Annotated in this window: 19 protein-coding genes and 1 riboswitch; of the genes, 6 read left to right on the top strand and 13 right to left on the bottom strand. The window is 64.2% G+C overall.

The features are described 5' to 3' along the window. The first annotated feature begins 94 nt into the window (after positions 1-94). A riboswitch (cobalamin riboswitch) is annotated at positions 95-316 on the top strand. 141 nt (positions 317-457) lie between these two features. Both btuB and AC3ANK_RS16610 read left to right on the top strand, forming a co-directional pair. Continuing rightward, positions 458-2329 (top strand): TonB-dependent vitamin B12 receptor, encoded by a 1872-nt coding sequence (gene btuB, locus AC3ANK_RS16605; RefSeq protein ID WP_206862248.1) that lies wholly within the window; start codon positions 458-460, stop codon positions 2327-2329. Positions 2330-2540: 211 nt separating this feature from the next. Further along, the gene (locus AC3ANK_RS16610; protein WP_206862249.1) at positions 2541-3086 is read left to right on the top strand and encodes an isochorismatase family protein; all 546 of its coding nucleotides are present in this window, start codon (positions 2541-2543) and stop codon (positions 3084-3086) included. Here AC3ANK_RS16610 and AC3ANK_RS16615 read toward each other — a convergent pair. From AC3ANK_RS16615 to AC3ANK_RS16675, 13 genes are all read right to left on the bottom strand, one after another. After that, on the bottom strand, positions 3073-4911 hold the full coding sequence (locus AC3ANK_RS16615; RefSeq protein WP_484171538.1) for a carboxypeptidase regulatory-like domain-containing protein: 1839 nt from the start codon (positions 4909-4911) through the stop codon (positions 3073-3075). The genes AC3ANK_RS16610 and AC3ANK_RS16615 overlap by 14 nt on opposite strands. Further along, the gene (locus AC3ANK_RS16620) at positions 4908-7094 is read right to left on the bottom strand and encodes a hypothetical protein (protein ID WP_484171539.1); all 2187 of its coding nucleotides are present in this window, start codon (positions 7092-7094) and stop codon (positions 4908-4910) included. Before AC3ANK_RS16620 ends, AC3ANK_RS16615 begins: the two co-directional genes overlap by 4 nt. Beyond that, positions 7091-8263: a BatA domain-containing protein gene (locus tag AC3ANK_RS16625; RefSeq protein ID WP_206862252.1), complete on the bottom strand. Its 1173-nt coding sequence runs from the start codon at positions 8261-8263 to the stop codon at positions 7091-7093. Before AC3ANK_RS16625 ends, AC3ANK_RS16620 begins: the two co-directional genes overlap by 4 nt. Beyond that, complete coding sequence (locus tag AC3ANK_RS16630; protein ID WP_206862253.1) at positions 8260-9174, bottom strand: DUF58 domain-containing protein; 915 nt, start codon at positions 9172-9174, stop codon at positions 8260-8262. The genes AC3ANK_RS16625 and AC3ANK_RS16630 overlap by 4 nt, the downstream gene beginning before the upstream one ends. A gap of 13 nt (positions 9175-9187) precedes the next feature. Further along, positions 9188-10183: an AAA family ATPase gene (locus AC3ANK_RS16635; protein ID WP_206862254.1), complete on the bottom strand. Its 996-nt coding sequence runs from the start codon at positions 10181-10183 to the stop codon at positions 9188-9190. Between the two features lie 119 nt (positions 10184-10302). Further along, on the bottom strand, positions 10303-11004 hold the full coding sequence (locus tag AC3ANK_RS16640; protein ID WP_206862255.1) for a DUF4159 domain-containing protein: 702 nt from the start codon (positions 11002-11004) through the stop codon (positions 10303-10305). Beyond that, positions 11001-12626, bottom strand: coding sequence for a metallopeptidase TldD-related protein (locus AC3ANK_RS16645; RefSeq protein ID WP_206862256.1), 1626 nt, complete (start codon positions 12624-12626; stop codon positions 11001-11003). The genes AC3ANK_RS16640 and AC3ANK_RS16645 overlap by 4 nt, the downstream gene beginning before the upstream one ends. 15 nt (positions 12627-12641) lie before the next feature. Next, positions 12642-13976, bottom strand: coding sequence for a TldD/PmbA family protein (locus AC3ANK_RS16650; protein WP_115841874.1), 1335 nt, complete (start codon positions 13974-13976; stop codon positions 12642-12644). A 23-nt stretch (positions 13977-13999) separates the two neighbouring features. Continuing rightward, complete coding sequence (locus tag AC3ANK_RS16655) at positions 14000-15628, bottom strand: metallopeptidase TldD-related protein (RefSeq protein ID WP_206862257.1); 1629 nt, start codon at positions 15626-15628, stop codon at positions 14000-14002. A 400-nt stretch (positions 15629-16028) separates the two neighbouring features. Then, positions 16029-16562 (bottom strand): hypothetical protein, encoded by a 534-nt coding sequence (locus tag AC3ANK_RS16660; protein WP_484171540.1) that lies wholly within the window; start codon positions 16560-16562, stop codon positions 16029-16031. A 461-nt stretch (positions 16563-17023) separates the two neighbouring features. Continuing rightward, entirely contained in the window at positions 17024-18313 is a 1290-nt protein-coding gene (locus AC3ANK_RS16665) for a recombinase family protein (protein ID WP_484171541.1), read from the bottom strand. Positions 18314-18330: 17 nt separating this feature from the next. Then, a complete protein-coding gene (locus AC3ANK_RS16670; RefSeq protein WP_484171542.1) occupies positions 18331-18714 on the bottom strand; it encodes a recombinase family protein in 384 nt (127 codons plus the stop codon). After that, complete coding sequence (locus tag AC3ANK_RS16675) at positions 18701-19366, bottom strand: recombinase family protein (RefSeq protein ID WP_484171543.1); 666 nt, start codon at positions 19364-19366, stop codon at positions 18701-18703. Before AC3ANK_RS16675 ends, AC3ANK_RS16670 begins: the two co-directional genes overlap by 14 nt. 453 nt (positions 19367-19819) lie before the next feature. Here AC3ANK_RS16675 and AC3ANK_RS16680 point away from each other — a divergent pair, with 453 nt between their 5' ends. The 4 genes from AC3ANK_RS16680 to AC3ANK_RS16695 are packed head-to-tail and all read left to right on the top strand — an operon-like array spanning position 19820 to position 24305. Continuing rightward, a complete protein-coding gene (locus AC3ANK_RS16680) occupies positions 19820-20503 on the top strand; it encodes a hypothetical protein (RefSeq protein ID WP_484171544.1) in 684 nt (227 codons plus the stop codon). Beyond that, on the top strand, positions 20496-21989 hold the full coding sequence (locus tag AC3ANK_RS16685) for an Hsp70 family protein (protein ID WP_484171545.1): 1494 nt from the start codon (positions 20496-20498) through the stop codon (positions 21987-21989). The genes AC3ANK_RS16680 and AC3ANK_RS16685 overlap by 8 nt, the downstream gene beginning before the upstream one ends. Continuing rightward, the gene (locus AC3ANK_RS16690) at positions 21989-23239 is read left to right on the top strand and encodes a TerB family tellurite resistance protein (protein WP_484171546.1); all 1251 of its coding nucleotides are present in this window, start codon (positions 21989-21991) and stop codon (positions 23237-23239) included. The genes AC3ANK_RS16685 and AC3ANK_RS16690 overlap by 1 nt, the downstream gene beginning before the upstream one ends. Before the next feature lies 1 nt (position 23240). Further along, positions 23241-24305 carry a M48 family metallopeptidase gene (locus AC3ANK_RS16695; protein ID WP_484171547.1) on the top strand — a complete coding sequence of 355 codons (1065 nt, stop codon included), beginning with the start codon at positions 23241-23243 and terminating at the stop codon, positions 24303-24305. Positions 24306-24317: the final 12 nt, after the last annotated feature.

Genomic DNA, 24317 nt, shown 5'->3' on the forward strand with positions numbered 1-24317 from the left:
TAGCAGCCTCCTTATCGCGCCCTCCACGCCGAGGCAGCGGCTCCCCCTGAGCCCCAAAAACACCCAAACGAAGCACAACCGCGAAAATGCCGTAGACTTCGCCCCGCTTCGAGGTGACCCGCCGGCGTCCTGCCCACGGGTTGAAACGGGAAGCCGGTGACGCCGCACCACGGCCAGTCCGGCACTGCCCCCGCAACGGTAAGCGAGCAACAGGCTCGGCACACCGCCACTGTGCGCATGCACGGGAAGGCGCCGCAGCCGGAGGACATCGTCCTCGCCCGCGAGTCCGGAGACCGGCCACGAAGCAGGCCGCCTGGCGACAGGCCGGCCTCCACTGGTTGCGATGCGGAGGGCGTCGCGGCGGCGACGTCGGCGCGCCCGCGCCCCGTAGCGGCCTCGATTCTTCCGGCAACCGTTCCCTTTGCCGTTGGCGCCCGATCCGCGCCGGAGAATCGCGATGTCCTTCCGCAGCACCGTCCACGTCCAAGCGCTCGCCCTGGCCTGCGCGTCCGCCCTGCCCCTGCTCGCGCACGCGGCGCCGCAGGCGACCGACCTGGACGAAGTCGTCGTCACCGCCAACCGCACCGCCGTCACCGTCAACGACGCGCTCGCGCCGGTGGAAGTGATCGACGCCGAACAGATCCGCCGCAGCCAGGCGCGTTCGCTGCCGGACCTGCTGCGTGGCCGCGCCGGCATCTCGCTGTCGAACCAGGGCGGCGCGGGCAAGCTCACCACGCTGTTCCTGCGCGGTGCCGAATCCGACCACGTGCTCGTGCTCGTCGACGGCGTGCGCATCGGCTCGGCGACCTCGGGCCTGGCATCGCTGCAGGACTTGCCGGTCGACCTGATCGATCGCGTCGAAATCGTGCGCGGCCCGCGTTCGAGCCTGTACGGCGCCGACGCCATCGGCGGCGTCATCCAGGTGTTCACGCGCCGCGACCGCAACGGCTTCGCGCCGCGCGTGAGCGTCGGCGGCGGTTCCAACGGCCTCAACGAATTCTCCACCGGCTTCGGCGGTCGCAGTGGGCGCGCGTGGTTCGGCGCGGACTACTCGTACAGCCACACGCAGGGCATCGACGCGTGCAGCGGTTACCTGGATCCGGTGACCTTCGACGGCGCGGGCTGCTTCATCGCACCGGGCTCGCAGCCCGATCGCGACGGCTACACGCGCGATGCACTGTCGGTCCGCGGCGGCATCGAGTTCGACGAACAGTGGAGCCTGGAAGGCCACGCGCTGCGCAACGAAGGCGACAACGAGTTCGACGGCGATTTCACCGATCGCGCGAAGACCGTGCAGCAGGTCGTCGGCGGCAAGCTGCGCTGGCACCCGAACAGCCGCGTCGACCTGCACCTGACCGCCGGCCGCAACACCGATGCGTCGGACAACTACCTCGGCGACACCTACCTCGACTACTTCAGCACCTACCGCGACAGCGCCACGCTGCAGGGCGATTTCGGCCTCGCCGAGAAGCACCTGCTCAGCATCGGCCTGGACTGGCTCGACGACAGCGTGAGCAGCACGACGCAGTACGACGAGACCTCGCGCGACAACAAGGCGGCGTTCGTGCAGTACCAGGGGCGCTTCGGTGCGCAATCGCTGGAAGCCAGCGTGCGCCGCGACGACAACGAGCAGTTCGGCGGCCACACCACCGGCAGCGCCGCGTGGGGCATCGAGTTCGCGCACGGCTGGCGCATCACCGCCGGCTACGGCAGCGCGTTCAAGGCGCCGACGTTCAATGAACTGTACTACCCGTTCTTCGGCAACGCGGACCTGCATCCGGAAGAATCGGAAACCTGGGAACTCGGCACCGCCTGGCGCGGCGACACCTTCAACGTGCGACTCGACGCGTTCACCACCGACGTGGACGACCTGATCGCCTTCGACGCCGCGATCGGCCTGCCGAACAACGTCGAACGCGCGCGCATGCGCGGCGCCGAGCTCGGCATCGACACGACGGTCGCCGACTGGACCATCAACGGCGCGATCAGCTACCTCGACACCGAGAACCGCAGCGGCTTCTACGCGGGCAACGAGCTCGCCCGCCGTGCGAAGCAGAGCGCGCGCGTGGACGTGGATCGCGCCTTCGGCAAGTTCCGCCTGGGCGTCACCGCGGCAGGCGAAGGTTCGCGTTTCGACGACGTCGCCAACACGCGCCGCCTCGGCGGCTACGGCACGCTCGACCTGCGCGCCGAGTACGCGATCACCCCGGCCCTGACGGTGCAGGCGCGCGTGGCGAACGTGTTCGACCGCGATTACGAGACGGTGGCGTTCTACAACCAGGCCGGCCGCGAGTGGTTCCTGACGCTGCGGTATGCGCCGGTGAACTGAGCTTCCTGCTTCTGCTCCCTCCCCTGCGAATGCAGGGGAGGGTGGGGAGGGGCTGCGTACACAGCGCGGCCGACCGGACGAAGGCGTCGTTCAGGTCACCGCACCTCCCAGCCCGCGACCTCTCCCACCGGAAGACAGCCTCAACCATCGCGCGACGCCGCGATCACGACCGCATCGCGATCCTACCCTTCAGTCCCCAGTCGCGCGCGACGTGAAAGGCCACGCCCTCCTCATCATCGACATGATCAACGCCCTCGATTTCCCCGAGGGCGAAAAGCTGCTCGCCACCGCGAAGCCGGCCGCGCGCCGCATCGCGAGTTTGAAGCAGCGGCTGAAGCCGCGCGGCGTGCCGGTGATCTACGTCAACGACAACTACGGCCAGTGGCGTTCGGATTTCAAGCAGGTCGTGGCGCGATGCGCCGCGCCGGACTCGCTCGGCGCGCCACTGGTGACCCTGTTGCGTCCGGAAGAAGACGACTTCTTCGTGCTGAAACCCGAACGCAGCGGCTTCCGCGACACCCCGCTGCGCATGCTGCTGGGGAAGCTCGACGCGAAAACGCTGATCCTCACCGGCATCGCGCTCGACGCATGCGTGCTGGCCACCGCCTCCGACGCCAACATGCACGGCTTCAAGCTGCACGTGCCCTCCGATTGCGTCGCGTCGGAAACGCCGGGACGACGCACGGCTTCGCTCAAGCTGCTGCGCGACTCGCTGCAGGTGGATACGCGGCCGTCGCGCGCGATCACACTGCGCTGAGCCGGCGCCCAACGCGCGAACGCTCGAACCACCACAACGCGGCGCTCGCGACCAGCCAGCCCAGCCACCACGGCCAGCGCGCACCGGGGCGACGCGGCGCCTGCAACGCGCCGCTCGCGGGAGTCGCACCCGATGAGGAAGCGGCGAGCCGCAGCGTCGCCTCGCGCGTGGCCTGCGCCTTGAGTGCCGGCGCGGCATCGCGCGCACGCACGAAGAACGCCTGCTCGCGATCGCCGGACCGAAGCCGGTGCCATCCCGCCGAACGCGGCCAGAACGCGGCGCATCCGCGCGCGGCCGGATCGCGCACCAATCCATGTTCGCGGGCGCCGGGCGCGATCACCCGCGCACCCTCCTGCACGCCGCACAACGACATGCGCTGTCCTTCCCACGCATCGCGATCGATGTCGAACGCCGTCTGCGGACGCGCACGCGCGAGCGTCGCGAACGCACCGCTCCACATCTGTGCGTGCCGGTCGTCGCGTCCCACGAGCACCAGGCGGAAGCTGTCCGTCACCAGCCACACGCCGACGCGTCCGCGTCCGTGCGCGCGCCACGTGGCAAGCGGCGCACCGTCGGCATCGCGCAGCAGCGGCACGCCGTCGGACGCACGCACCGTCGCATCGCGGCGCGCCAGGACCGGCAGCTCCGGCGGCGGCTCCTCACGCGAGCGCGGGGCATCCTGCGAACCAGGGCCGAGGCGCGCGCGTTCGGCCGCATCGTCGCGCGCGGTGGCTGGCAGCCGCACCGGAGTCGAATCGCGACCGCCATCGAACGCGAATCCGAGCGCACGCAAGCGCGCGCGCTCGTGCGCCGACAGCGCACCGGTGACGCGCACCAGCAACCCGAGCCCGTCGCGCACCGCCGCATCGAGGTCGCCGCGTTGCGCCTCGCCCATCGACGACCACGCGCGTTCGTCGATGACCGCGACGTCGAAACGCGCAAGCGTCCCCGCGTTGATCGCAACCGGCGCATCGCCGAGCTGCACGCCACCGCCGACCGCGACCTGCGCCTGCGACGGCAAGCCCGCATCTTCCAGCCAGCGACGCAGATACTTCACCTCCGGGCCCGGCGCGCCGGCAAGCAGCAGCACGCGCGGCGGCACGGGCGTTTCGACCAGCAGGGGGACGTCGATCTCCTCGATCACGCGCTGGCCGGCATCAAGCACGCGCAGGCGGAACGTCGCACTCCCCTCGCCTCGCGCGGTGGCGGACAGGTCGAATCGGCCATCGCGGGCCAGCGTCGTGCGATCGACACGGCGGCGCGCGGGATCGAGCAGTTCGGCTGCGCCGTTCGCGACGCCGCCCACGCGACCGCCCACGTTGAACTCGTCGCCCGCCGCGATACGCCCGGGCGAATGCAGTTCGAGCACACCGCGCGGAAGCGGCGATGGCGTGAACTCGACGGCGACGCCGTTGGCGGCGTCGAGATCGCGCGCGTCCAGCCCATCGCCGATCACGCGCACGCGCTGCGTTCCGGGATGACGACGCAATGCCGTGGCCAGATCGGGTACGCGCTCGACGTCGGACCACTGCGGCGCTTCTGGAAGCGCGACCAGCGCATCGCCGGCCGTGGCCTTCGCGCGCTGCGCGCCGGACGTCGCGACGACCAGCGTGCCCGCACGGCCCGGTACGGTCGGCGGCCACAGCGCGAAGTACAACAGCGCGGCGCAGACCGGCTGCGCGACCAGCAACACCGCGATGCGCGCGGCGTGCGAACGCTGCGCTGGCCCGGCGCGCAGATGGCGATACACCAGACGCACGATCGCAAGCAGCGCGGCGAACGCGAGCAGCCATGCGGTCGTCGTCGGCGTGAACAGCGGCGTCATCGTGCGTTCTCCTGCCGCAGCGCATCCAGGTATCGACGACCTGCGGCATCGCCGTCATCGCGACGCGGAACGGTGGTCGGCGGACGCGGCAGCAGCGGCCACAGCTGCGCGCGCAACTCGCGGCGGCACGGCACGCACGCCGGCTCGGCGCGCAGCGCATCGATCGCGGCGATCAGCGACAGCGGATCGGCCACACGCGATTCGTTGGCACGCAGCCAGCGGTCGAGCGAGGCAAAGTCGATGTCGCGCGCGACACCGTCATCGACGTGCGCCTCGTCCAGCGCCTGCCACAGCTGCAGGAGCGCCGGATCCGGCGGCGTCGCCGCGACCAGTGCATCGCCGCGACGCGCGATGCCCGCGCGGTCGCCGGTCATGCGACGCGATTCGTCGATCGGCGGAAGCTCCGGGCCCACGCGCGCGAGGTAGATGCGGCTGGCCTGCTGCACCTGCTTGATGTGCTTGAGCGCGGTGTATGCGTAGGGCAACGCCTGGTCCGGATGCCCCTGGCGCAGATGACCTTCCGACTGCCACATCGCGTCGAGCGCGAGTTTCAGCGTGGCGCGCGTTTCCGGATCGAGCAGCGTCGCGGCTTCGGCGTGGTCGTGCGTGTGGCCGTATTCCTCGAGCACCGCGCCTTCCTGGCCGAACGTCGCGGGCGTCGCGGGTTCGTCGTGCGCATGATCGTCGGCGGGCTCGTCGGCGTGTTCGTGCTCGTCTGTGGCCTCGGTCTGCGACTCGGTGACCGCAGAAACATCGTCCGACGTCGGCGGCGGCTTCGGCGCACCTTCGGCCTCTTCGCCGAGGAACTGGCCGTAACGCAGGCGCAGGATGCGCTGGTCGACACCGATCGCGTCGCTGCGGCGCAGGTATTCGGTGGCATCGAGCCGGCGCTTCTCCTTCAGCAGCGCTTCGGCATCGATGATGATCTGCCGCTGGCTGCGGAAGTACGTCGGCATCACCTTGCGCACCATGCCTTCCATGTCGCTGGTTTCGGTGCCCAGATCCGACGGCCAGCGCAGGATCAGGCTCGCGCTGCGCGCGTTCTGCGGCGATGGCGTGCGGTTGTCTTCCACTTCCAGCTGCGCGATCAGGTCGTCGCCCACCGCGAAGCCGAGCGAGCGCAGATCGAGCGAATGCGCGAAGCGCTTGGTCGTTGCGCTGCCTGTGCCACGCAGCGCGACCGTCTGTTCGCGGAAGGTGATGTTCTCGCCGCTGCCCTGCGCGAGGGTGACGCGCAGCTTCGCGGTGTTCGCGATGCCGTAATCGTCGGTGGCTTCGAACGAGACGGCCCACGCCTTCTGGTTCGCGGTGGCGAGGCTGAGGCTGCGATCGGGTTCGAGCACGCGCACCTGCGGCGGGCGGTCGGCGACGGCATCCAGGCGATGCGGCTTCGCGTCGCGCAGCGGCGGCGCATCCTTCAGGCTCAGTCGATACAGCGCCGAGCGCGTGAGCACGTGCTCGCCGCGCCAGATCTCGCCATCGCGACGCAGCGCGACGCGGCGGCCGTCGTGGAAGACCAGTTCGGCGGCAGCGGGCTGCGGCGCAAGGCGCAGCGTCCACGCAAGCTTCGTGCCCAGCGGCGCGCGCGTGTCGAGCGAAGGTTCGTCGCGCGCGGCCTGCCGCGTGTAGGCGGGCGGCGCGACGCGCAGGTTCTGTTCGACGATGCGCGTGTGCGTCGGCCTGGCGGCTTCGCCACTGAGCTGCGCGACGACGTCGTCGAAGGCCTGCGCGGGGCGATTCGGCCATAACAGCGCGGCGGCGAACACGATGGCGGCGATCGCCACTGAAAGCACGATCGCGCGCGTCGACCAGCGCGGACGGAGCTCCGGCGCCGCGCCGCGCTCAAGACGGTCGATCAGGCGAGCACGCTGGAGGCGTTCGAGCGTCGTCAGCGACGCTTCGTGCGCGAACAGCAGGTCCGTGCTGTCTTCCATGTCCGGGCGCGTCGCGTCCAGGCGCTGTACGAGCCAATGCGTGTCGAGCTTGCGCGCGCGATGCATTGCGAACGCCACGACGACGGCGGCCGTGATGAGGAACGACGCGACGGCGATGCCGACGCCTTGCCATCGCCAAGCGATGGCTGCGACGGCGAAGGCCCAAGGCAGCGTGCGCGCGATGGCGTCGAGCGCGACGCGCGTGCGGGCGTGCTGCAAGGTCTGGCGCAGCAGCGTGGTCGCGTTCATGGCGCCACCGCGCGTCGCGACGACGTCGCGAGCCAGCGTTCGAGCAGGAAGACCAGCGCGATGAGCAACGCCAGCCATGGCTGGAGATCGCGCGGCGAGATCGGGAACGTCGTTCCGCCCGTCAGCGGATCATGTTCACCGGAAAGAGCGCGCGACGGCGATGCAGGCGGCGGTTCGAGCGCGTCGCGCAGGTACTGCGGGAACGTGGCGTCGAGCAGCTGCGGCATCGCCTGCGGAGTGAGCGTGCGCGTAAAGCGCAGCACACGGCCGTGACCGTAGGCGGCGCCTTCGATGAGGGCCGAACCGGCTTCGTCGCGCCACAACGTTGCCCATGCGGGCACTTCTGCGGTCAAGGGAAGGTGCGCACCGACGTCCAGCAGCAGCGTGCCGCCATTGCGCGCCCAGTCGCGGACATTCGTCGGAACATCGCCCGCCGAGAGCCACGCGAGCTGCTCGGCGTTGGCAGGCAAGGGCTGTCCGATAGGCGCGATATCCACCTTCGCGTTCACGTTGGCCGGCTGCCACGCGAGCGAAGCGGCGCGCAGGTAACGCGCGGCGGCCGCACGATCGGGCGCATGGCGCACAATCAATGTCGGAGCGGCAGGTGCCTTCTGCGCCACTTCCGCCGGCATCGCACCCGGCACGACGCGCCAGTCGATCTTTCGCGACAGCACGATGCGCCGGCCATCGGCATGATCGATGCGCTCCGGCACGAACACGGTCAGCGCGACCTCTTCCGGCAGGTTCGCATCGAGCTCGCGCAACAGGCTCGGAAGCGATGCGTGGGCCGCATCCGGCATCGCCTCTACTTCCGGAAAACCCAGCGCCAGCCAATGCCAACGCGCCTGCGGCGAATCGAACGCCGCTCGCGCTTTTGCCAGATCGACGCCCGGCGTCACGGCGACGTACGGTGCATGCGATTCACCGCCGTGAAGCACGGGACGCGCGAGCAGCAGCGCCATCAGCGCGACCAGCAGCAGGCGCACGATCAGCAGCGGCCATTCGTCGAAGCGGATGCGATGACGGGGCTTGGGTTTCTGCCGCAGCCAGCGCAGCGCGGCGAACGCGGTCGGGCGCTGCTCGCTGCGCCGCGCCAGGTGGATCGCCAGCGGGATCAGCAGTGCGCCCAGTGCGGCCAGCGCGGCGGGAATCAGGAACGCGAGGCTCACGCGTACTCCGCGGCGTCGCGCGCGCCGAACAGCCGCCGCAGCGGCAGGTCGAGCGGCTGGTCGAGCACGTATTCGGCATGGCGGATGCCGCTGGAATCCAGCCGCGCATCGAGTTCACGCCGCGCCTGCGTGAAGCGCGCGAGGAACTCCGCGCGCATCGCCGCACCGTCGCCAAGCAGTTCCTCGCCCGTTTCCGGGTCGTGGAAGCGATGGCCGCCGCTGAAGGGGAAGTCGCGCTCCTCGGCGGTGAGGATGCGCACGGTCAACACTTCGCGACGTGCCGCCGCAAGGCGCGTCATCACGTCGATGGCGCCTTCGTCGAAGCCGTCGCTGAGCAGCACCACCAGATCGCCCGCGCCGATGCGTTCCCACAGCGGGCGCAGCTTCTCCGGCGATGGCCACTGCCCGCGTGCCTCAAGCCCGTGCAGTTCGAGCAGGAAACGGTCGCGCTGGCGCAGCCCCGCGCCGGGCGCGAGCAGGCGCACGCCGTCGTCGCGCAACGCGACCAGGCCGAAGCGATCGCCCTGTCGTAGCGCGAGTTCGGCGACGCAGGCAGCCAATCCTTTTGCGGCCGAAAGCCGCGACCAGCCCGGCCGCGCCTTGTCTTCCTGCGCCATCGACGCGCTCGCGTCGATCAGCAACCACGCGGCAAGCGGACTTTCGCGTTCGGCTTCGCGAACGAAGAAGCGATCCGAGCGCGCGTAGAGCTTCCAGTCGATCTGGCGCAGTTCGTCGCCCGGCTCGTACGCGCGGTACTGCGCGAATTCCAGTCCCGCGCCGCGACTGCGGCTGTGATGCAGCCCGAGCCCCTGCAGCCCGACCGCGCGTCGCGAGGTCAGGCGCAGGTCCTTCAGCCGCGCGCGCACGGCGGGCGGGATGAAGTCGGCGATGCGGGTACCGGGCGCGTTCATCGGAACGTGGCGATCAGCCGGTGAACGGCACCGCGCGCAGCAGCGCGGCGATCACGTCGTCGGCGCTCTTCTGCTCGGCTTCCGCGGCGAACGACAACAGCAGGCGATGGCGCATCACCGGCGCGGCGAGCGCGGCGATGTCCTCGCGCGTCGCGGCGAGGCGGCCGTGCAGCAGCGCACGCGCCTTCGCGGCGAGGACCAGCGACTGGCCCGCGCGCGGACCGGCGCCCCACTTCACCCACTGCTTCACTTCGTCGGGAACGTCGGCGCCGGGGCGCGTGGCGCGCACCAGGCGCGTGACCCACGCGAGCAGGTCGTCGCCGAAATGCACCTCGCGCACCAGCGCCTGCAGCGCGAGCACTTCCTCGCCGTGCATCACGCTGGGCACGTGCGCGCTGTGCGTGCCGGTGGTCTGCGCGAGGATGTCGCGCTCCTCGCGCTCGGTCGGGTAATCCACGCGGATGTGCAGCAGGAAGCGGTCCAGCTGCGCTTCGGGCAGCGGATACGTGCCGGCCTGTTCGATCGGGTTCTGCGTCGCCAGCACGAAGAACGGCGCCGGCAGCGTGTGCGTCACGCCGGCATAGCTGACGGTGCGTTCCTGCATCGCTTCCAGCAGCGCGGCCTGCGTCTTCGGCGGAGTGCGATTGAGTTCGTCGGCGAGCAGCAGGTTGGTGAAGATCGGGCCCGGCTGGAAGCGGAAATGGCGATGGCCGGTGCCGTGGTCTTCTTCCAGCAGTTCCGTGCCGAGGATGTCGCTGGGCATCAGGTCGGGCGTGAACTGGACGCGGCGGAACTGCAGTTCCAGCGCCTGTCCGAGCGAGCGCACCAGCAGCGTCTTGCCCAGGCCCGGAACGCCTTCGAGCAGGCAGTGGCCACCGGCGAGCAGGCCGATGAGCAACTGCTCGACGACGGATTCCTGTCCGACGATCGCCTGCGCGATGGCGTTGCGCAGCGTGCCGAGGCGTTCGAGCTGGGTCTTGAGTTGCGCTTCGGTGAGGGTGTGGTTCATGTGTGGAGTCCGTGTTCGCTCTTGCTCGTCATTCCCGCGCACGCGGGAATCCAGTGCCTTCGTCGTCCGCCCTGAAGTCGCTGGATCCCCGCTTTCGCGGGGATGACGACCCTGGGGCATCAACTGCTCAACGCATACATCACGATGTTGACGGCGAACTTCGTGTTGTCCTCGGCGAGGAAACGCTTGTTGCGCCAGTCGTAATCCCACTCGCAGCCGTAATCCTTGTTGCTGTAGAGCACGCCCAGGCGGCCGTCGATCTCGATGGCCTTCAGATAGTCGTGCACCAGGTCGTCGCCCCAGCCGTTGAGTTCGAACGTGGTGGCCGGCGGGCCGTCCTTGAACTCGAAGAAGCTGCGGTACAGCGCGTGGTTGTTCGGCAGCTTCTTCAGCGCCTTCGGGCCGAAGATCTTCGCCATCTGTTCCTCGAACGACTTGGCGAACAATCCGTCGATGTCGTGGTTGCAGTCGTCCACGAAGACGAAGCCGCCGTTGCGCACGTAACGCTCGAAGTTGCGCCGCTCGGCCGGATTGAAGTCCACCAGCTTGTGGCCGGCGAGGTAGCAGAAGGGCGCCGTGAGCATCTTCGGATCGGCCAGCGCCAGCACGTGCTCCTTCGGGTCCACGCGCAGGTGGGTGTAGTCGATCAGCGAGGTGATCAGGTTCGCCGGCATCCGCTGGTCGACGTCCCAGTCGCCGGAGTCGTACTTCAACCGCGTCAGCCAGAAGTCGTAATCCGCAGCCGCCGCCTGCGCGAGAGGCGGCAGCATCGCGGCTGCCGCGCTTCCCAGCATCAGGCGGAGGAACTGCGCGCGGTTCATATCGACCGCGCGGTATTGATGACGTTGATTCCGTTGAACCGCGCCGTAGCCGCGCCGTGCGACACCGCCGAGACCTGGCTCGGCTGGCCCTTGCCGTCGAAGAACGAACCGTTGAGGCGGAAGTCGCGCTCGTCGCAGATCGCCACGCACGCGTTCCAGAATTCCGGCGTGCGGATCTGGTACGCGGCGTCTTCAACCAGGCCGGTGACCTTGCCGTTCCTGATCTCGTAGAACAGCTGGCCGCCGAACTGCGCGTTGTAGCGCTGCTGGTCGATGGAATACGACCCGCGGCCGTGCACATACAGGCCGTTTTCGACGTCCTTGACCATGTCGGCGACGCTGAGCGGCGTCTTGCCCGGCATCAGCGAAACGTTCGCCATGCGCTGGAACTGCACGCTCGACCACGAATCGGCGTAGCTGCAACCGTGCGATTCGGTGTGGCCGAGGATGTGCGCTTCATCGCGCGTGGCCTGGTAATCGACGAGTACACCATCGCGCACCAGGTCCCACTGCTTCGTCTTCACGCCTTCGTCGTCGTAACCGACCGCGCCGAGGCTGCCCGGACGCGTCTTGTCGGCGACGAAGTTGACGATGTCGCTGCCCCACTTGTAGCCCGCGTCGCGCTTGTCGAGCGTGGCGAAGCTGGTGCCGGCGTAATTGGCTTCGTAGCCGAGCACGCGGTCGAGTTCGAGCGGATGGCCGACGTTCTCGTGGATGGTGAGGAACAGGTTCGTCGGGTCGATGACCAGGTCGTACTTGCCCGGCTTCACCGACGGTGCCTTGAGCTTCGCGCGTGCGTCACGCGCGGCCTGCACCGCGTCTTCCACCACGTCGTAGCTGGTGGCGTATGCGGTGATGCCGCCGGGCAGCGCGCGCTTGCCGGCCGCCGCGCCGTCCAGGTATTCGTAGCCCATGCCCATCGGTGCGGACAGGCCATTGCGCGTGCGGAACTTGCCGCTCGCCTTGTCCACCGCGGTGGCCGTCACCGGCAGCCAGATGCGGTGGATGTCCTGGCCGACGTAGCTGCCATCGGTGGACGCGAAGTACTTCTGTTCGTTGATGAGGAACAGCGTGGAGTTGAAGAAATCCGCGCCGGCCTTCATCGCCGCGGCATTGACCGACAGCAGCAGGTCGACCTTGTCCTTGATCGGCACTTCCATGCCGTTCTTGCGGATAGGCGTGGCCCAGCGCACCTCGCCCAATGCGGGCGTGGGCGCCAGTTCGACCTTGCGCGTCTGGTTGCGCGCGTTGGCCTTCGCGATCGACAACGCGGTGCGCGTCGCCTGCGCGACGGCTTCCGGCGTCTGCACGTGCGTGGCGGCGAAACCCCACGCGCCGTCGGCGAGCACGCGCACGCCGACGCCGGAAGACTCGGCGTTGACGACGTTCTCCACGCGCGCTTCGCGGGTGATGACCGACTGGCGCAGGTAACGGCCGATGCGCACGTCGGAATACTGCGCGCCGCCAGCACGGGCCGTAGCGAGCGCGGCGTCGGCGAGCTGCCGACGACGCGCATGATCGACCGGTTCCAGCAGCGCTTCCGCAGCAACGCTGCGCCCGAACGGGAGCAGCGCGCCTGCCGTGGTCAAACCGGTAAAGCTGAGGAAATCACGACGTTGCACGATCGAACTTCCCCGTCACACCGCGTCGGAAAGCGAGGTGAAGGTGAAATCGCGCAGCTTCATCGGCGGGATCATCATCACGAACGAGGATTCGTCGCCGGCCACGCGCACCGGACGGCCGAGTTCCTCGATGTTGTTGAGCATGATCACCGGCGACTCGTTGAAGCGGAAGTTCTTCACCGGGTGCTTGATCTGGCCGTTCTCGATGTAGAAGGTGCCGTCGCGCGTGAGGCCGGTCAGCAGCACGGTCTGCGGATCGACCATGCGGATGTACCAGGTGCGCGTGACGAGGATGCCCTTCTGCGTGCCGCGCACCAGGTCGGCCGTGGACTTGTCGCCGCCGGCGACCAGCAGGTTGCCCGGCTCGCCCACGGCGCGCTTGCCCTGCTTCTTGGCCCAGTAGCGCGAGTAGTTGAGCGCGACGACCTTGCCGTTCTCGACGATGTTCATCTTCTCGCGCGGCAGGCCTTCGGAATCCCACGGCAGCACCGGCGCGCGCGGATCCCACGGGTCGGCGCTGATGTTCACGCGCGAGTCGTAGACCTGCTCGCCAAGCTTGTTGCCGCCGCCCTTCTTCGACAGGAAGCTGCGGCCTTCATCGGCCTGGCGCGCGTCGAAGAAATTCATCATGAACGAGATCAGGCCCGCGGCCGCAGCCGGTTCCAGGATCACGGTGTACTTGCCCGGCTCCAGCGCCTTGGCTTCGGCCGATTCGGTGGCCTTGCGCATGGCGGTGCGGATGTCGGCGTCGGCCTTGAAGTCGGACGCGTCCTTGAGGTTGCGACCGACCCAGCCCGAACCGCGGCCGTCTTCGGTGCGCACGGTGCAGGTGTAGTTGAAGTTCGCGCCGCGCTGGTAGGCGAAGTTGCCGTTGGAGTTGGCGATGGCCACGAAGTTCTGGCCGTCTTCCAGAAAGCCCGCGGCGATCAGCTTCTCGCCCTTGCACGGGCCGATGGAATCGGCCGCCACCTTGGCGCGGTATTCCGGCGTGATGCCCGCGGTGGATTCGCTGAAGGTCGGGCTCGGCTTGTAGGTCTGCTTCTCGATCGCCGGCATGAACTCCGGGTTTTCCGGCGCCAGGCGCGCGAGGTCCTCGGCGCGGCGCACGACGCGTTCGAGCGAGGCGTCGTCGAACTCGTTGATGGTCGCGGTGCCCACGCGATTGCCGAAGGCGACTTCGACCGCGAGTTCGGTGTTGTCGACGATGCCGCTGGTGGAGATGTTGTTCAGCGCGAAACGGATGTTGCCGTCGACCGAGCCCGACAGCGTCGCGCTGATCTGGTCGGCCTTGGACAGCTTGATGACCTTGTCCAGGATGGCCTTGGACTGTTCTTCGGTGAAGATGCTCATTTATTCAGTTCTCCAGCGCGCGATCAGCCGAGGCTGCGGGCGGTGTTGATGACGTTGATGCCGTTGAAGCGCGCCGTGCTCGAACCGTGCGAGACCGCCGAGACCTGGCCCGGCTGGCCCTTGCCGTCGAAGAACGAACCGCCGAGGCGATAGTCGCTTTCGTCGCAGACGGCGGCGCAGGCGTTCCAGAATTCCGGCGTGCGGATCTGGTAGGCGACGTCCTCGATCTGCTGGGTGATCTTGCCGTTCTTGATCTCGTAGAACAGCTGGCCGCCGAACTGCGCGTTGTAACGCTGCTGGTCGATGGAGAACGAGCCGTCGCCGATGATGTAGATGCCGTTCTCGACGTCCTTGATCATGTCGGCGACCGACAGCTTGTTCTTGCCCGGCGCCAGCGACACGTTGGCCATGCGCTGGAACTGCACGCTCGACCACGAGTCGGCGTAGCAGCAGCCGTCGGATTCGGTCTTGCCGAGGATGTGGGCCTGGTCGCGGATGGTCTGGTAGTCGACCAGCTTGCCGTCGCTGATGAGGTCCCACTTCTTGGTCTTCACGCCTTCGTCGTCGTAACCGACGGCGCCGAGGCTGCCCGGCTGGATCTTGTCGGCGAAGATGTTGACGATGCCGCTGCCGTACTGGAAGCGCTCCTTCTGCTTGTCCAGCGTGGCGAAGCTGGTGCCGGCGTAGTTGGCTTCGTAGCCGAGCACGCGGTCGAGTTCGAGCGGATGGCCGACCGACTCGTGGATGGTGAGCCAGGTGTGCGACGGATCGAGCACGAGGTCGTACTTGCCGGGCTTGACCGACGGCGCCTTCAGCTTGGCCTTCGCCTGCTTTGCGGCGGCGATGGCGTCTTCCTTCATGTCGTACGACAGGCCGTAGTTCACCACGCCGTTCGGCGAGATGACCTTGCCCGACGATGCGCCGTCCAGGTATTCGAACCCCAGGCCCATCGGCGAGGACAGGCCGTCGCGCGTGCGGAACTTGCCGGTGGCCTGGTCGATGGCGGTGACGGTCATCGGCGCCCAGATGCGGTGCACGTCCTGGTCGATGTAGCTGCCGTCGGTGGACGCGAAGTACTTCTGCTCGTTGACAAGGAACAGCATCGAGTTGACGAAGTTGGCGCCGGCGTTGATCGCCGCGGCGTTCACGCCCAGCAGCAGGTCGGCCTTGTCTTTCAGCGGCACTTCCATCGCGTTCTTCTTGATCGGCGTCTTCCACGACACCTCGCCCACGCCAGGCGCCTTGGCCAGCTGGACCGGCGTGGTCTGCATCTTCGCGTTGGCCTTGGCGATCGCTGCGGCCTGCTGCGCGGCCTTCACCACGCCCTGCGTGTTCAGTGCGTTGGTGGCGGCGAAGCCCCAGGCGCCGTTGACCAGCACGCGCACGCCGATGCCGGTGGATTCGGTGTTCACGACGTTCTGGACCTTGTCCTCGCGCGTGATGACGAACTGGCGCAGGTAACGGCCGATGCGGACGTCGGAATAGCTGGCGCCCGCGGACGTGGCGGCCTGCAGCGCGGCGTCGGCCAGCTGCTTCTTCTTGGCCACGTCGAGGGTGGTGAGCAGCTCTTCGGCGGCGATGGCGCGGCCGAACGGCAACATCAGCCCGGCGGCACCGATGCCGGACATGGTGAGGAAGGAACGTCTATCCACTGTTGTAGTACCCCCGGAGTGGGCCCGCGGACGCCGGAACGGCGGGCGGGCAGGCGATCGAGACAAAATCGCACCGACTGTGGGTGGGGGGCTCGGGGGCCGTCAAGTGACGAACGGGCTATAGGGGCGCCCTCCACGGCCGGGCGCGGATGGAACTGTGCGCTCGGTTCGCCGGCGCGCGGACAGGATCGAGCCACTGTGCGGAGTCGGGCCGTTCGCTGGGATGTGATGGCGCGCGGGCGCGATGTTCCTGAACCCGAGCGCCAGCGGTGGGCTCACTCGGCAACGCACGGGGGAGCCGCCCGGTGCGAGCGATCACCGCGACAGGAGTGGCAGCCGTCTTCCCGGCCCGGAGCGCGCGACGCACGGAGACGATGCGTCGCGGCTCCGTGAGGTCGGGTCAGTAGAACGTGCGCGTGCACGGCGTGACCGGGATGATGTTCGCGCCGTTGTTGAGCTGGTCGAGCCAGGTCTTCAGCGTGGCCTGCTCATCGCGCTGCGAATGGCCGGAAGGCGTGTTGGGGTATAGCCCCAGCGACGCATTGGCATCGTCCATCAGCTCGTTGATGGTGCACTTGCAGGGCAGGAAGTAGGCATCGCCGTCGACGAAGCCGGCTTCGACGTTCAACGTCATCGCGGCCAGTTGCACCGAGAGCATGTAGGCCATGTTGACCGAGTTGCCGCCCAGCAGCCAGGCGCGGAAGCCGTCGTAGTTGAGCGGATCGAATGCGGTGCCGCTCGCGCCGACCAGGTTGAGCGTGGAGAGCAGGCCCAGTTCGGTCGCCATTTCGCCGCCGTCGTTCATGCGGTCCTGGCCGTTCTTGTTGCTCCAGAAACCGAGCGTGTGGCCGCCCTGATGGACAGACAGGTGCGGCAGGATCAGAAGGAAGTCGCTGAAGCTCCAACTTGCCGGATCCCGCCTGAAGGCAGCCACCAGCCGAACAAAGCCGATCTGTTGGCCCGGTGGCGGGCAGCCCCAAGTTCTTTGCGATGCGCTGAAGTTCGGGTCGGCTCATCCATTGAATGTAGCAGCGCCAGGCCCGGGAGGATGCGCGAACAAGATCTTGCTTTCGCCGCGGAAGATTCTTGAGCCCAACATGATTAGCGCTTGCGGTCCCACACACAGCTCGACGTCCAAGGATTGACCCGAGTTGCGCGCATACCCCCGATCATCGCGGCACGGATGACGACGCCGCAGGCCAATCCAAGAGGCCACGATTCATTGTGGCCGCTCCTTAAAACCATCAGGACACAATCAACAGCTGGGCGCTATCTGGCCCCGGGGGACAGAACGTTAATCGATCGGAATAGAGCTTTATTACCTGAAATAGCACTTTATTACTTGAGATAGGACTTTTTTACTTCTACACACAACGACCGAACGTGCCCGGGGAATTACTCCACCGTAATGGAATTGTTTCCAACGGGGGTCAACCGTTTTCCCGGCGGACCCCGCATTGGGAGCGCTACGCGCTTACTGGCAGATCCCTTCTTCACCTTGTAGCCCCTGGGCTTCTGCGGGATGAGCCCATCACCCACTATGGGCTTGATGAAGCGGATCTCCAGCTGGTGCTCTTTGGTGTCCCCCAGGAACTTGACGTCGATTCGTTCAATCATTCCCCGGAGGTAAGCCTTTCGCTCCTCCGGCGTCATCTTCGACTTGAGCTTGACCTCATCGCCGAACGCCTTGATCCAGTCCACCCACTTTCGCTCTTGGGCTTGGTTCTTTACGCCTTCGCGGAGAGTCTCGATTCGAGCCTCGATGGCGGTCCGCTGCTCTCGTAGCCTCTTCATGATTTGCGGATAACGCTTGGCGTCCGTCTGCCCAAGTCTGTGCTCGACTTCTAACTCGGTGATCGCCTCGTCTGCCCGCTGAAGCTCCTTCTCAGCCAGCTTGATGCTCTTCTCGTTCTTCTTCTGAGTGGCTTCGTAACCCGAATCTGGAGAGACGATTTCGCCAACGAGCCGCTTCTTCACCTCTTCCTTAAGCAAGCTCGACTTGGCGTGGATGTCCACGACCACGCCCCAAACCAGCGCATCCGCCTGGTCGATGTTCATTGACCGCGAGAACCCGCACCCATCCTTCTTGGAGTGCTTGACCTTCGGCTCGACGCCGTTCCGCCAGTTGCGTTCCTTCGTCGGGCAGTAATAGAAGTGTTCGTTCTTAGCTGGCTTGGTTCGCGCGCCTAACGGAGCGTTGCAGAACCCGCAATACATCAGATCACGCAGGAGGTAGAAGTGCTTTGTTCGGTTGGCTTGCCCCTTACGCTCTAGGGTGGCTTTTCGCTTCTCCTGGGCTGCCTGCCAGATAGCAGCAGGCACGATCGGACTGCACTCAACGCGGACATGCTCGTCCGACTTCTTGTCGCGATAGGTGTAGTAGCCGACGTAGTGAGTGTTCTCTAGGATTTTCAGTATGGATCCTAGAGTCCATGCGCCGCCTCGTCGCGGAAGCACTCCACTCTTGTCCAGGAACTTCTTGATGGCGTGAGTTGACTCGCCAGATGCGTAGCGCTGATAGATCTCCTTGACCTTGGCAGCCTCACTCTTCTCCACCACCAACTTCTTGCTATCGAGGTGATAGCCGAAAGGCGGTGGACCGCCATGCCACTGATGCTGCTTAACCCGCTGCAGCTTACCGAGCCGCGTGCGCTCCGCTCTACCGGCGTTGTCGAACTCCGCCATCGCGTCTAGCACCTGCTTCAGAAGGTGTCCGAAGCATTCGTGAAGTCGTACTTACCGTCCTTCGTATAGAGGGTTACGCCGTTCTTCTTGCACTGATAGCGAATGGCAGATGCGACGTTGTCGTTTCTGGATAGACGCGACTGGTCGTAGACGAACACGTGCTTCGCACCGCCGCTTGCAATCTCGTTGACCAGCGCTTGCAGCACTGGTCGCCCCGCGATTTCCTCGTGGTTCGAACTCTTGCCACCTTCGTTCCAAAGCCTGGCGTCAAAGCCGAGCGCCTTGGCGCGCTCGCGCCCGAGCTTCTCTTGCGAACTTAGGGACGTACCCTGCTCTTCCTGCGCCGTTGTTGAGACGCGGGTATAGATATGAAGAACAGGAGCCGGCTCAGTTGGCTTCATTGAGGATGTGCCTGATACCCATTGCCGAGATGTTGAGCTTCTTCTTCTCGATCAGCCACTTCTCGATTCCACGGTAGCTCGTGCCCTTCTTACGAAGCGACCGCATCTCGGCAATGATCTTCTGCTCGTCCGGCTTAGGGACTTTGACGAGATCAACCACCTCATAGCCGAATGCTCGCCGCCCCCCAGTGAACTTCCCCTGCGCCTTCTTGATCTGCTTCACCTCGCGGATGCGGGTGGCAATCCGCTCCTTCTCGAAGGTGGCAAACGCGGAGAGGATCGTGAAGACGATGGCGCCCACGCCGTTTCCGGTGACGTCGCCGCCCAGGTCAATGAAATGGATATGGACCCCGCGCTCCTTCAGGTCGTGCAGGACGTTAAGCGCGTTACGGGTGTTTCGGAACGCCCGGTCAAGCTTAGGGAAGATGATCAGGTCGCCCTTCTGAACGAGCTGATAGAGCCGCCCACCTTCCGGGCGCTCTTGAAACTCCACGCCTCCGCTGACGCCCGCCTCGACGAAAACGTCCCCCTCGGACAGCTGCAAGCCCTTGGAGACAGCGTAAGCCTGTATTTGTCGGGACTGAGCCTCAAGGCTCTCGCCCTCCCTAGCCTGCGTCAGCGTCGAGACGCGCACGTACCCGTAAACCGCCATGCCCCAGCCCCCTAAACGGCGTTCCAAATGGAACAGCCCATAGGGACTGAGCTTGAATGTGACTTGGCTAAAAGTAAAGTTTTGCGCTGTAACCTTTACAGCCCGTAAAGCGCGCTACAGCGTCCTTTACTAGGCGCCCCCCCCAAGTTACCCGCCCCCCCCCCCATCAGGCTCCCTGTAGACCAAGGGTGGAGCTTTGCCCGCACGGCGAAGGACCTGCTAAGTTCAAGACTCAAGTAGGGGGACTTGATGAAACTAAACATAAGAATAGCGGCAGCTATTGCCGCTCTACTCGCTGCGTCGCTCGCTGGTTACATCTACTTCTCAGTTAGTCGCCCAACTACTGCGACCGCGCTGAGTAGTAGCCCACTGCCGACGCCTGTCGGCAACACCGTAGCTCCAGCGGCTCCACGCACCAACGGACAGCCGTCGAAGCAATCGAACAATGGATCGGTGTTCGACTCCAGTAACGTTCGGTTCGCCATTGCTTCGCTCCTCATCGTCGCCCTCGCCGCGCTAATTCTCGCGGCATTGAAGAAGAGGCGCGACGAACTACTGCTCAGCCCTCACTTGGTTACGCCAGAGAACTTCCACAAGTGGACAGGTCAAGTTGAAGACGTGCTCGAAAGCGTCATCCGGGCAACAAATAGCAATACGCATGACGTACGGGAGAGCAAAGCCAGCCTCCAGGTTGCTTTTGTCGAGATGTCACAAACCTTCTTGACCCTCCAGCGCGCGCTGGACCAACGCGACCAGCAACTTAAGCGCGCTGAGCAAGGCTGGGAGCTTCAGATCTTCAGGAAGTTCTTGGTTCGATTCGCAAGGGTGGACGAGGTACTAAATGACCCGACCATTGATACACACGCTGCTCTGACACAAGCGCGCCTGATGATGCGAGACGCACTCGACGAGTGCGGCGTTGAACCATTCCACCCACGAATCGGATCTGACTATCGAACCGAAAAGGGTGTCGACGACCAACCCATACTGACCCACGTCAGTGACAAAGACTTGTTCTTTACGATCAGAAGTGTCGCTTCCCCCGGCTATAGCGTTCGCGCAGCAAATGGAGATGACGTGATCGTCATTCCCGCACGAGTCGAAGTTTATGCACCACTGGAGGACGCTAATGCCTAGTTATGTAGGAATTGATCTCGGAACCACGTTCTCTGCGGTTTCGATGCTGGATGACACCGGTCGCCCCGTGATTGTTCACAACCGAGACGGCGAGAACATCACTCCTTCGTGCGTCCTGGTTGATGGCGCGCAAATGATTGTCGGGGAAGATGCTCGCCGGCAGTGGGGAATAAGTCCTGACAGCGTGGGCGCGCGATTCAAGCGTGACATGGGCACCGGTACCCACTATCGATTGAATGGCAATCAACTTAGCCCAACTGATCTAAGCACTGCGGTACTGAAGAAGTTAAAGAATGACACCGAGAGCGCTATTGGCTCGATCGCAGAAGCAGTGGTGACCATTCCCGCAAACTTCTCAAATGAAGCGCGTGAGGCAACTCTTCAAGCTGCGAAAGAGGCTGGACTCAACGTTAGGTTCATCATCAACGAACCTACTGCTGCAGCACTCTACTATGCTTTCAAGATCGGACACGATCTACGCGGCACGTACGCTGTGTACGACTTCGGTGGCGGCACCTTCGATGTATCCATCATTAAAGTAAATGGACAAGAGATCGAAGTCCTAGCGTCGCATGGCGTCTCTAAGCTCGGGGGCGATGACTTCGACGGCGCCCTCCAAAAGATCGTCTCTGACAAATACCGGGTTCAGACCGGGAAGATCCTGCACCCCGCTGATTACTCCAAAAACAACGCGGAAGAGGACAAGAAGTCCCTTTCCAAGCGCGAACAGGTAGTAACGCGCGTTGCGCAACAGGTCATTCAGATCCAGCGTCAAGAATTTGAAACAGCAATTTCTAGCCTGATCGCACAAGCCGAAATGCTCTGCGAATCCGCCATGGATGAAGCTGGGGTGGCTCCAGGCGGGCTTAGCGGCGTCTTCCTAGTTGGCGGAAGCACGAGAGTCCCTGCGGTCATGGAAAGCGTGAAGCGGGTTTTTGCGCAGGAGCCGACATCGACAGTCAATGTGGACGAAGTAGTCGCACTCGGCGCTTCTTTGTACGCGGCATACAAGAGCGACCGAAAGCACCTCTCGAGCGCTCAACAAGCAGCGGTCAGCGCTATCAAGTTTAGTGAAATCACAAACTTCTGTTTCGGCACACTCGTAGCAAACTACGACGACAGCCGCGCGAAGCGCGTGACTACAAACTCTGTACTCATCCAGAAGAACGAAAGGATTCCTTGCTCGGTAACGGAGCCGTTCTACACAGTCGCAGACGGTCAGGAATCTGTTTGTTGCGTCGTGACACAGTCCGTCGCCGTTGAGAGTGACCCTCGATTCGTCAAGACAATTTGGGAGGGAGACCTAGCGCTTCCACCTGGGCGCCCTGCCGGTCAAGAGATACAGGTCACGTTTGGCTTTGACGCCAACAATGTGATGACTTGCAAGTTTGTTGACGTTGGCACCAAGAAGGAGGTGATCGTTGATCTCCGCCCGGACGCCAAAGCCGACGCCACTATCAACATCGACAAATTCTTGGTGGAGTGATGGAAGGGATCTTTACCATTATTTTAGTTTTTGGCGGCATTGTCCTCTTCCGACTTGCCCTTTCCTACGGCGCTGTAGCACTCAAGTCCTCTGCCAAGGCGGCTTTTGGCAAAGGCACATTCAAGGAGAATTTTGACCTTGAGTTGCATGGAATGGGACCCATGCAGCTCCGCGGGGTTGAAAAAGACGTAGGTGAGGATGGCGCCAAGTTCAAAGTCATCGAACTCGAAGTAAAAGGGCTGTTTCCCACCAGCGTCGCAAGGAAGGGAGCCTTCATCACTTCGGTCTTCGACAAGACGGAGGGCGATGGGAAGTGGAAGTCCGTCATTTCTACGGTTCACCAGTTTCAAGAAGACGAGACCTTCTGTTACCAGAACACAACTGAAGTCGGCGTAATCCAAGAAAACTATGGATTCACCCGATGGGTAAGGGTAGGCGTCGTTATTCCTGATCTGTTACAGCCACCGCGAACCGGCACCAGGAAGCTTGCCGCATTCGTTCGCCTTATCGATCTGAATGAGCCGCCCGTAATTACCAATGGTTTTCATGACGACAACGCAAAGCTGCTCTGGACTGGCGCACACGAGTTCAGCCTCAAGTTCAATGAAGCAGGCTATCTGGACGAGCTTGAGGGCAACAGAGAGGCAGCGAAGGCGTCAGTAAAGTTGGCTGTGTCGGTGGCAATGGCGGACGGCACACTGCACGAGCAGGAAGCGCTGGCAATTCAAAACTGGATGCAAAGGAAGCTCGCCACCATTGATCAGCAATCGCGAGAATCGTGGAAGGCTGACCTCAACTCAGCGTTCAAGGATGGATTCCATCAGGCATCTAGCGGAACGCTCTCCTATTCCGAACTCACAAGCATCCTCTCTGAGAAAGGATCGACAGCCAACAACACCGAGTGCGTTGATCTCCTTTTCGCCATCGTCGGAGCGGACGGGGAAGTCAACGCCAATGAACTAGCGCTTGCGAAGAAAATCGCCGCAGCCCTGAACGTTGACACTGAAGAGGTTCAGCGGATTGCAGATCGCAGCCTTGTAGGTGTCGAAGCCAAGGTTAACTCGTCTTCCGAACTTGAGGACCTTCTCGGGATAGACCAGTCTTGGAGCAACGACGCTATTAAGAAGCATCTGCGAGAGCAGTTCCAGAAGTGGAACAATCGCCTTACGTCACTTACGGATATGGCGGAGCGAGAGAACGCCCAGCGAATGCTAAACCTGATCTCTGATGCTCGAAAGAAGTACCAGTGACGTGAACGCGTTCAACGGGACAATCCAGACTCTTCGATTTCCTGGCGACGAAGAGCCTTCTCGACCGAGCGCACCTGCTCGGTCTGGATTGATCAATGCCTTCTTGTTGAACGACCTTTTGGTCCAACCTGAAGTGCTCCCGCGAATTGCAGCGCTGGTGGGAACCGTCTGCGATCGCCTAGGAATGCCACCACAGAACGTTCAAACGTTCGTGTATGCATCCCCTTACTTCCAAGCTGAATGTCATCTCACGGATCTTGACAGCTGCATTGTGCGGCTTTCGTCCTCCCTGGTCGAAGCACTAAGTGAAGATGAGCTCATGTTCGTGATTGGGCATGAACTCGGACACTTTCTGCTCCGCCACCTCTGGGATCGCCGAAAGCCAGCAGAAGGAGATCTTGAGGAGCTGCTGGTCTCACGCCGCAGGGAACTTTCGGTTGATCGCGTAGGGCTACTAGCCTGTCGATCGCTGCCTGCAGCACTTTCAGCGATGATGAAGACGATGTCCGGGCTATCTGAGAAGCACCTCATTCTGGATATAGCGGGCTTCGTCTCTCAAATTAGATCGATGGAGAGCGGATCCCAGAGTCTTCAGGGGGCAATGACAACCCACCCCTCCTTCGTCATTCGATGCAGGGCGATCCTTTGGTTTTCCATGAATGGCGCATTTCAAAGGGACAAGGCACCCATTGAGCAGAGCCAGATCGATGACATCAACTCAAGAATCACCCACGACTTAGAGCGCTACCTGGACAAGCCCATTCTTGAACGTATTGCAGAGGCAGCCGACGACTTCGAGTTTTGGTCAATGGCATCCGCAGTGACCAGAAAGGGAGCATTCACTAAGGCGCTACAAGAGGCGTTCGCTGAACGCTTCGGCGGGGAGTCCACTGCAAAGTTGAAGACGCTACTTGGATCGTTGACGACGACAGATGCTGTGTCGGAATGCGACAAGCGGCTTCGGACATCACAAGCCACTCTGGAAGAAATTGCACCTCGTCGCTCGGTTCAGATCGCCTCTGCTCTTAAACCCAAGATGGAAGCGATACTGTTCGGCAACCCATAGCGGAGCACACGT

Source organism: Lysobacter sp. SCRH-1R, from assembly GCF_057747855.1.

Bases quoted from the DNA above. Each gene is read 5' to 3' on its own strand.
- AC3ANK_RS16675 (WP_484171543.1), bottom strand. From the start codon at position 19,366: ATGGCGGTTTACGGGTACGTGCGCGTCTCGACGCTGACGCAGGCTAGG.
- AC3ANK_RS16665 (WP_484171541.1), bottom strand. From the start codon at position 18,313: ATGGCGGAGTTCGACAACGCCGGTAGAGCGGAGCGCACGCGGCTCGGT.
- AC3ANK_RS16670 (WP_484171542.1), bottom strand. From the start codon at position 18,714: ATGAAGCCAACTGAGCCGGCTCCTGTTCTTCATATCTATACCCGCGTC.
- AC3ANK_RS16620 (WP_484171539.1), bottom strand. From the start codon at position 7,094: ATGAACGCGACCACGCTGCTGCGCCAGACCTTGCAGCACGCCCGCACG.
- AC3ANK_RS16630 (WP_206862253.1), bottom strand. From the start codon at position 9,174: ATGAACGCGCCCGGTACCCGCATCGCCGACTTCATCCCGCCCGCCGTG.
- AC3ANK_RS16640 (WP_206862255.1), bottom strand. From the start codon at position 11,004: ATGAACCGCGCGCAGTTCCTCCGCCTGATGCTGGGAAGCGCGGCAGCC.
- AC3ANK_RS16650 (WP_115841874.1), bottom strand. From the start codon at position 13,976: ATGAGCATCTTCACCGAAGAACAGTCCAAGGCCATCCTGGACAAGGTC.
- AC3ANK_RS16685 (WP_484171545.1), top strand. From the start codon at position 20,496: ATGCCTAGTTATGTAGGAATTGATCTCGGAACCACGTTCTCTGCGGTT.
- btuB (WP_206862248.1), top strand. From the start codon at position 458: ATGTCCTTCCGCAGCACCGTCCACGTCCAAGCGCTCGCCCTGGCCTGC.
- AC3ANK_RS16635 (WP_206862254.1), bottom strand. From the start codon at position 10,183: ATGAACCACACCCTCACCGAAGCGCAACTCAAGACCCAGCTCGAACGC.
- AC3ANK_RS16690 (WP_484171546.1), top strand. From the start codon at position 21,989: ATGGAAGGGATCTTTACCATTATTTTAGTTTTTGGCGGCATTGTCCTC.
- AC3ANK_RS16615 (WP_484171538.1), bottom strand. From the start codon at position 4,911: ATGACGCCGCTGTTCACGCCGACGACGACCGCATGGCTGCTCGCGTTC.